Here is a 6,673-nt window from a genome sequence, read left to right on the forward strand (position 1 = left end):
GGGCGGGACGCGGCGGGGGCAGGGCGGCGGCCGCGGCCTCGATGCGGTGACGGAAAACTGTTGCCGCTTGACAATAGTTGACTCTGGCGGCATTGTTTACGGTTGGGAAGCCCGCCCCGAGGTGGCGGCTGCCCAGGGCAGGGCGGGGACGCCGGGGTTCCACCCAGACGTGGCGCCGGGCCGACCGTCCGGTCCGCACCAGTGGCTCAGGCCGTGCGGAAGTTCGGCTGGTCGGAACTCTCGGAGCGTTCCTCGGAGCGGCTCGCCGCCTCGCGGAAGGACACGAGCCCTTCCATGAGCATCACCCGCTTGCGCGGGGGCATGCGGGCGATGACCTCGTGGAGCTCAGCCTCCCTGCGGGCCCTCAGGTCGCGCAGGAAGGTCCGGCCGCTCTCGCTCAGCCAGAGCCTCAGCTCACGACGGCTGTTCGGACTCGGCGTCCGGGTCACGAAGCCGACCGCCTGGAGGCGGTCGCACAGCCTGCTCACGGACGGAGGAGTGGAACCCAGGCGCTCGGTCACCGTACGCAGGTTCACACCGTCCTCCTCCTCAAGGATGAAGAGGACCTTGAGCTGCGGAGGGGAGACCGGTGAGGAGGCGACCTCACGGCCGCGCCCCCAGAGCACTTCCATGAGTTCGGTGACGGTGGAGGCCGCACGGGCTGCTTCGGCTGTCGGTTCCTGCGATTCAGGACTCACTTTCCACTCTCACACGTCGCGTCTGTGAGCTGTACCCATCCGGCATCGGAAATGGGGTACCTCTACGACCATAACGGAACGCCCCGTTCCGCGCCCGCCGACCGTACCCGTGCCGGTGTGCGGGATACTTCTCCAATCGGCACAGAAAAAACAGGTCGAGCCAGTGAACAGATACGAGACCGTAGCGCGGTCCCTCCGCGAGGCCCAGCCGCACGGGCTCATGGCGGTCCTCCGTGGGGCTCTCTCCGAGGACTACGCGGCGGTGTCCGCCGAACTCTTCCTCGCTGACTACGGACTCAAGGTACTCTGCCACGTCCCCGATCCGCCCGGGGAGTGCGCGGGGGAGTACTCCGTCTTCAACAGTGTCGTGGGCAGGGTCTTCGGCGCTCAGGAGACCTTCGTCGAGGACAGCTTCGGCTCCGAGGCCGTCACCGTCCACCTTCCGGTGAGCGCCCGCGGCGACCGCCTGGGCGTGCTCACCGTCGAACTGAAGGCGGCCGACTACTCCGCCGGGGTGCTCGCCGAACTGGAGCAGGTCGCCAGCCTGCTGGGCCACGAGATCCTCGTCGCCGAGCGCGACACCGACGTCTACCGGACGCTGCGCCGCAGGGACCGCCTCACCCTGGCCGCCGAGGTCCAGTGGGACCTGCTGCCGGGCCGGGGATTCGAGTGCCCCGAGTACAGCATCGGCGCCCAGCTGGAGCCGGCCTACTCCATACGCGGCGACAACTTCGACTGGTCGGCCGCGCCGGACCGGCTCACCCTGGGCATCACCAACGGCATGGGCGAGGGCATCGACGCCTCGCTGCTGACCAGCCTGGCGGTCAACGCCCTGCGCAACGCCCGCCGCAGCGGGATCCCGCTGGCCGACCAGGTCGCCCTCGCCGACAAGGCCGTCTACGCCCACTACCGGGGAGAGCGCTACCTGGACGTCCTCCTGCTCGGCTTCGACCTGGCCACCGGCGAGGTGCAGGCGGTCGACGCGGGCTCGCCCCTCCTCTACCGCCTGCGCGGCGACCGCGTCGAGCAGCTGCCCTTCGAGGCCCAGCTGCCCATGGGCATGGCCGAGGACACCGTCTACACCGCGGAGCGCTTCCGGGTCGAGCCGGGCGACCGGCTGGTGTTCGTCAGCGACGGCGTGTTCGACGCCAAGGGGCCGTCCGAGGAGGAGACCTTCGGCAGCCGGGCACTGTCCCTGGCCATCCTGGCCACCAGGCTGGTGCCCAGCGCCTCCGTCCCCCAGGAGGTCCTGCGCCACCTGGCCGAGTACCGCGGTGAGCACGAGTCCGTCGACGACGCGCTGGTGGTATGCCTGGACTGGCGGGGCCGGAGCGAGCCGGAGTAGGCGCCTCGGCCGCCTCCGGCGCGCGCCGCGCCCCGTTTCCACCCGGCCCGCGTCTGGTAGACAATTGCCACGCGGCAAACAACGCAGGACCCCCCTTCCAGCGACACGCAGGACCACGAGGAGATGTATGACTGACGGAGCATCCGACCACTCCGGGTCGGGCGCGCGGATCGTGTCCGCCTTCCTCCGGCGCCGCAGGGAGCAGATCGCCCAGCGGTGGGCCGACCTGCCCCTCTTCCAGACGGTGTTCACCGTCACCCGGGACGAGGCCGTCGAGGCCTGCCACGCGGTCGTCGACTCCCTCGCGGTGGTCGCCGACAGCGGACGCGTCGACGACCTGGAGGCCCCGGGCTTCCACCCCGTCCGCGATCAGCTCGTCGCGATGACCGCCTCGCGGACCAGGTCGGGGCTGTCCATCGCCCAGGTCGACCGCGAGGTCGGCGTCCTGGGCGAGGCCGCGATGGAACTGCTGGTCGCGGACGCCCCCGAGACCGGGCCCGACGAGCTGTGCGACGTCCGCATCCAGCTCGTCACGCTGTTCGCCACCCTGCGGGTCATGGTCGTGGAGAGCATGCTCCAGGAGAACCAGGAGATCATCCAGCGCCAGCGCCAGCAGCTCCTGGAGATGGCGACCCCGGTCGTCAAGCTCTGGGACCGCCTCGTCGCCGTGCCGCTCATCGGCATGCTCGACAGCGCGCGCAGCCAGGTGGTGATGGAGAACCTCCTGGAGGCCATCGTCGAGCACAAGGCCACCATCGCCATCCTGGACATCACCGGCGTGTCCACGGTGGACTCGCTCGTGGCGCAGCACCTCATGAAGACCGTCGCCTCGGCGCGGCTCATGGGCGCGGAGTGCGTGATCTCCGGTATCCGCCCCGCCATCGCCCAGACCATCGTCCAACTCGGCCTCGACCTGGGCCCGGTCACCACCCGCGCCAGTCTGGCCGACGCGCTGGAGTGGGCGCTGGAGCGCCGTCAGCGCAACGTGCGGTCCGTCAAGGGCCCCGAGAGCTGATTGGACAGGTACGTGACTAGTCCTCCCACCATCCCGGTCCTCGACCTCGGCGGGTTGCTGCTCGTGAGCATCCAGGGCGAACTCCCCGACGAGGCCGCGGTCGATCTCCAGAACGACGTGACCGCCGCGGTGGCCGACACCGGTTCGCGCGGACTCATCATCGACATCAGCTCGCTCGACATGGTCGACTCCTTCCTCGCACGCGTCCTCGCCGAGGTGGCGGCCTCCTCCCGGCTCCTCGCGGCCAGGACCGTCCTGGTCGGCATGCGCCCGGCGGTGGCCATCACCCTGGTCGAACTGGGCCTGACCCTGCCGGGCATGGACACCGCCCGCACGGTCACCGAGGCGGCGGCCAGCTTCGGGGTCACCATCGAACGGAAGGATCGGCCGGAACGGGGCGCGACGTGAGCCGGACCTCCGCGGAACCGATCCACGTGCCCATCCGCAGGGACACCGACCTGACCGTGGTCCGCCAACAGGTGCGCGCCCTGGCACAGCAGACCGGATTCGGCCTGGTCCAGCAGACCAAGCTCGTGACCGCGGCCAGCGAGCTGGCCCGCAACACACTCCTGCACGGCGGGGGCGGGTCCACCGAGATCCGCGTCGTCCACGGCCAGGCGGGACAGGGACTGCGCGTGTCCTTCGTCGACTCCGGGCCGGGAATCCCCGACGTGGACATGGCCCTGACCGACGGCTACTCCACCGCGGGCGGCCTGGGCATGGGCCTGAGCGGCTCCAAACGCCTCGTGCAGGAGTTCGAGATCGAGAACCTCCCCGAGGGAGGGACCAGGGTGACCATCACCTCCTGGGCCGACCCCTACGGGCGCGGAGCCCGATGACCAGGGTCTGGGACCTGGCGGTCACCGACGCCACGCACGTGTCCGACGCGGCCCGGACCGCCCGCAAGGCCGCGCTCGGCATCGGTCTGGACGGGGCCGCGGCGGACGCCGCGGCCCTCGCCGCGTCCGAACTGGCGACCAACATGTGCAGGTACGCCGGCGGTGGGCGCTTCGTTGCGGAGGAGGCCAGGGAGCCGTGGGGAACGGCCCGGGCCCTGCAGATCCTCGCCCTGGACCACGGCCCCGGGATCCCCGACGTCCCGCGCGCCATGGAGGACGGCTTCTCCACCTCCGAGGACTCCCTGGGGGCGGGGCTCGGCGCCTGCGCGCGCGCCGCCGACTTCTTCGAGGTCCAGAGCGCTCCCGGGAGGGGGACGGTCGCGGTGGCCCGGTTCGCCCGGCCCGCCGACCGCGCGCTGTTCGGCGCCCGCGCGGCCACGGGCGGGATACACGTCCCCCTGGGCGGCTACAAGCTCTCCGGGGACGCCCTGGCCTTCCGCAGCGGCGGAGCCCTGCGCACGGTCATGCTCGCGGACGGACTCGGGCACGGTGAGGCCGCCTCGGAGGCCGCCGACGTGGCCTCGCGCTTCGTGACCGGGAGCCGGGGAGGGACCCCCGACACGCTGTTGCGCGGGCTGCACGAGGCGCTGCGGCGTACGCGCGGGGCGGCCGTGGCGATCGTCGAGATCGACGAGTCCCGGGGCCGCCTCACCTTCTGCGGGGTCGGCAACATCGGCGCGCGCCTGTACCGGGGCGGGCGCTGGGAGACACTGCTCTCCCAACCCGGGATCGTGGGGGCCTTCTCCCTGCGGACGCCGGTCCCGGCCCGGCGGGAGTGGTCCCCGGGCGACATGCTCATCCTGCACAGCGACGGGGTGCCGGGACGCTGGAAACCCGAGGGCGTCGAGGCACTGCGCGGCCACGACGCCGCGGTCGTGGCCGGAGCGGTGTTCCGGGACTCGGGCAGCGCGGCCCGTCCGCTGCGCGACGACACCAGCGTCGCCGTGGTCACGCACACCGCACGCCCTGACGGGGGAGGACGATGACGCAACCGCTGCTCGACCTGCGGGTCCGCGGCACGGTCGACGCGGCGCGGGCACGCGCGGCCATGGCACGCGTGCTCGGCGCCGCACGAGGCGGGGACGAGGCCGAACTGGAGTTCCTGGACGGCGCCTCCTCGTCGGCGCTGCGCGCGGCGGAACCCGACGGCCCGGCCGCGCTGGCGGTGGAGCTGTCCGAGGACGGGCTCGTGCTGCGCGCCACCGTCCGCGACGGCGCGGGGGAGAACTGTTGGGAGTCCGCCCTGCCCCTCCCCGAGCCCCTCGACCCGGAGGCCGCGGCGGACGGCGGTCAGGAGGAGGCCGACGCCGAACTCCTGGCGGCGGAGCTGCTGCGCACCTCCGAGCGCGCGGGGAGGGTGGCCGCCGTCGCGGCCGAGCGCGCACGCGAGCTGGAGTGGCACCAGCGCGAGCTGGAGGAGACCAACCAGGGCGTGCTCGCGCTGCACGCCGAACTCGCCGAGGCCAGCGACGAACAGCGCAGGCTCCTGGCGGCCGAGCGGGCGGCCCGGGACCAGGCGGAGGCCGCCCGCAACAGGCTCACGTTCCTCTCCACGGCCAGCGCGAGGCTCATGACCTCCCTGAACCAGTCGGAGATCTTCGCCCGCCTCCAGGACCTGCTCGTGCCCGAGCGCGCCGACGCCGTCGAGGCGTGGCTCACCGACGAGGACGGCGGCCTGTGCGCCTCCGACGCGCGTGAGGCAGCCGTGCCGGACACGGTGCTCCTGGCCGCGGCCCGGCAACGCCCGACGGACGCCCTGGCCGGGGAGGGAGAGCTGGCCCTCCCCCTGCTCACGGGCTCGGGGCTGCTCGGGGTGCTGCTGCTGCGCCGCACCGACCCCCTGGACGCCGACGACGAGGTCGTGCTGGTCGAACTCGCGCGGCGGGCGGCGGCGTCGCTGGACAACGCGCGCCGCTTCGAGCGCGAGCGCGACACGGCGGCCACCCTCCAGCGCGCCATGCTCACCGAGCTGCCCGAGACCCCGGGGATGGAGCTGACGGCCCGCTACCTGCCCGCCACGCGCGGGATGAACGTGGGCGGCGACTGGTACGACGTCTTCTCGCGGGGCGACGGCGAGTTCATCGGCGTGGTCGGCGACGTCACCGGGCACGGCATCCACGCGGCGGTGATGATGGGCCAGCTGCGCACGGCCCTGCGCGCGTACGCGCTGGAGGAGCGCAGCCCGGCCGTGCTGCTGGAACGCCTGCACCGGCTGCTGGGCCACCTCGAACCGGACCTGTTCGCGACCGCGGTCATCGTGCGCTTCCGGCCGGGGGACCCCGAGGTGGTGATGGCCGGGGCCGGGCACCCGCCGCCGCTGTGGCGCGACGGCGAGGGCAGGGCGGAGGCGGTGCCCCTGCCGTCCGGCGGCATGCTCGGCCTGCCGGTGGAGCTGTCCTACACCGACCACACCGTCGAACTGCCCCCGGGCGCCGCGCTGCTGCTGTACAGCGACGGCCTGATCGAGCGGCGCGGGGAGTCCATCGACGACGGGATCGCGCGCCTGGTGGAGGGCTTCGGGGGACCGCCGTACTGGCGGGGCGGCCCGGACAAGGCGGCCGACGACCTGCTGGACGCCATGGTCAAGTACCAGGACTGCGACGACGACGTGTGCCTGCTGGTCTTCCTCGCAGCCGAGCGGGACGCCCCGCGGGCGGACGGGTAGCGGCGGCCCGGGTCCGCGCGCGCGAGGGGCCGGGCACCCTCGGTGCCCGGC

At 72.9% G+C, this 6,673-nt stretch carries 7 protein-coding genes; 6 read left to right on the forward strand and 1 reads right to left on the reverse strand.

The genetic code is table 11. The annotated features are described in order from the left end of the window. Positions 1-206 precede the first annotated feature (206 nt). The gene (locus DQW06_RS07175; protein WP_013154865.1) at positions 207-632 is read right to left on the reverse strand and encodes a MarR family transcriptional regulator; all 426 of its coding nucleotides are present in this window, start codon (positions 630-632) and stop codon (positions 207-209) included. Between the two features lie 286 nt (positions 633-918). On the opposite strand from DQW06_RS07175, the gene DQW06_RS07180 reads away from it, so the two are divergent. The 6 genes from DQW06_RS07180 (at position 919) to DQW06_RS07205 (ending at position 6,622) form a co-directional block, all read left to right on the forward strand. Next, complete coding sequence (locus DQW06_RS07180) at positions 919-2,043, forward strand: PP2C family protein-serine/threonine phosphatase (RefSeq protein ID WP_117198182.1); 1,125 nt, start codon at positions 919-921, stop codon at positions 2,041-2,043. Positions 2,044-2,170: 127 nt separating this feature from the next. After that, on the forward strand, positions 2,171-3,058 hold the full coding sequence (locus DQW06_RS07185) for an STAS domain-containing protein (protein WP_071622705.1): 888 nt from the start codon (positions 2,171-2,173) through the stop codon (positions 3,056-3,058). A 12-nt stretch (positions 3,059-3,070) separates the two neighbouring features. Then, the gene (locus DQW06_RS07190) at positions 3,071-3,466 is read left to right on the forward strand and encodes an STAS domain-containing protein (RefSeq protein ID WP_013154862.1); all 396 of its coding nucleotides are present in this window, start codon (positions 3,071-3,073) and stop codon (positions 3,464-3,466) included. Continuing rightward, the gene (locus DQW06_RS07195) at positions 3,463-3,897 is read left to right on the forward strand and encodes an anti-sigma regulatory factor (protein WP_013154861.1); all 435 of its coding nucleotides are present in this window, start codon (positions 3,463-3,465) and stop codon (positions 3,895-3,897) included. The genes DQW06_RS07190 and DQW06_RS07195 overlap by 4 nt, the downstream gene beginning before the upstream one ends. Continuing rightward, on the forward strand, positions 3,894-4,943 hold the full coding sequence (locus DQW06_RS07200; RefSeq protein ID WP_013154860.1) for a SpoIIE family protein phosphatase: 1,050 nt from the start codon (positions 3,894-3,896) through the stop codon (positions 4,941-4,943). The genes DQW06_RS07195 and DQW06_RS07200 overlap by 4 nt, the downstream gene beginning before the upstream one ends. After that, positions 4,940-6,622 (forward strand): PP2C family protein-serine/threonine phosphatase, encoded by a 1,683-nt coding sequence (locus DQW06_RS07205; protein WP_013154859.1) that lies wholly within the window; start codon positions 4,940-4,942, stop codon positions 6,620-6,622. The genes DQW06_RS07200 and DQW06_RS07205 overlap by 4 nt, the downstream gene beginning before the upstream one ends. Positions 6,623-6,673: the final 51 nt, after the last annotated feature.

This window comes from Nocardiopsis sp. TNDT3, assembly GCF_003427465.1.
Classification (GTDB): Bacteria; Actinomycetota; Actinomycetes; order Streptosporangiales; family Streptosporangiaceae; genus Nocardiopsis; species Nocardiopsis dassonvillei.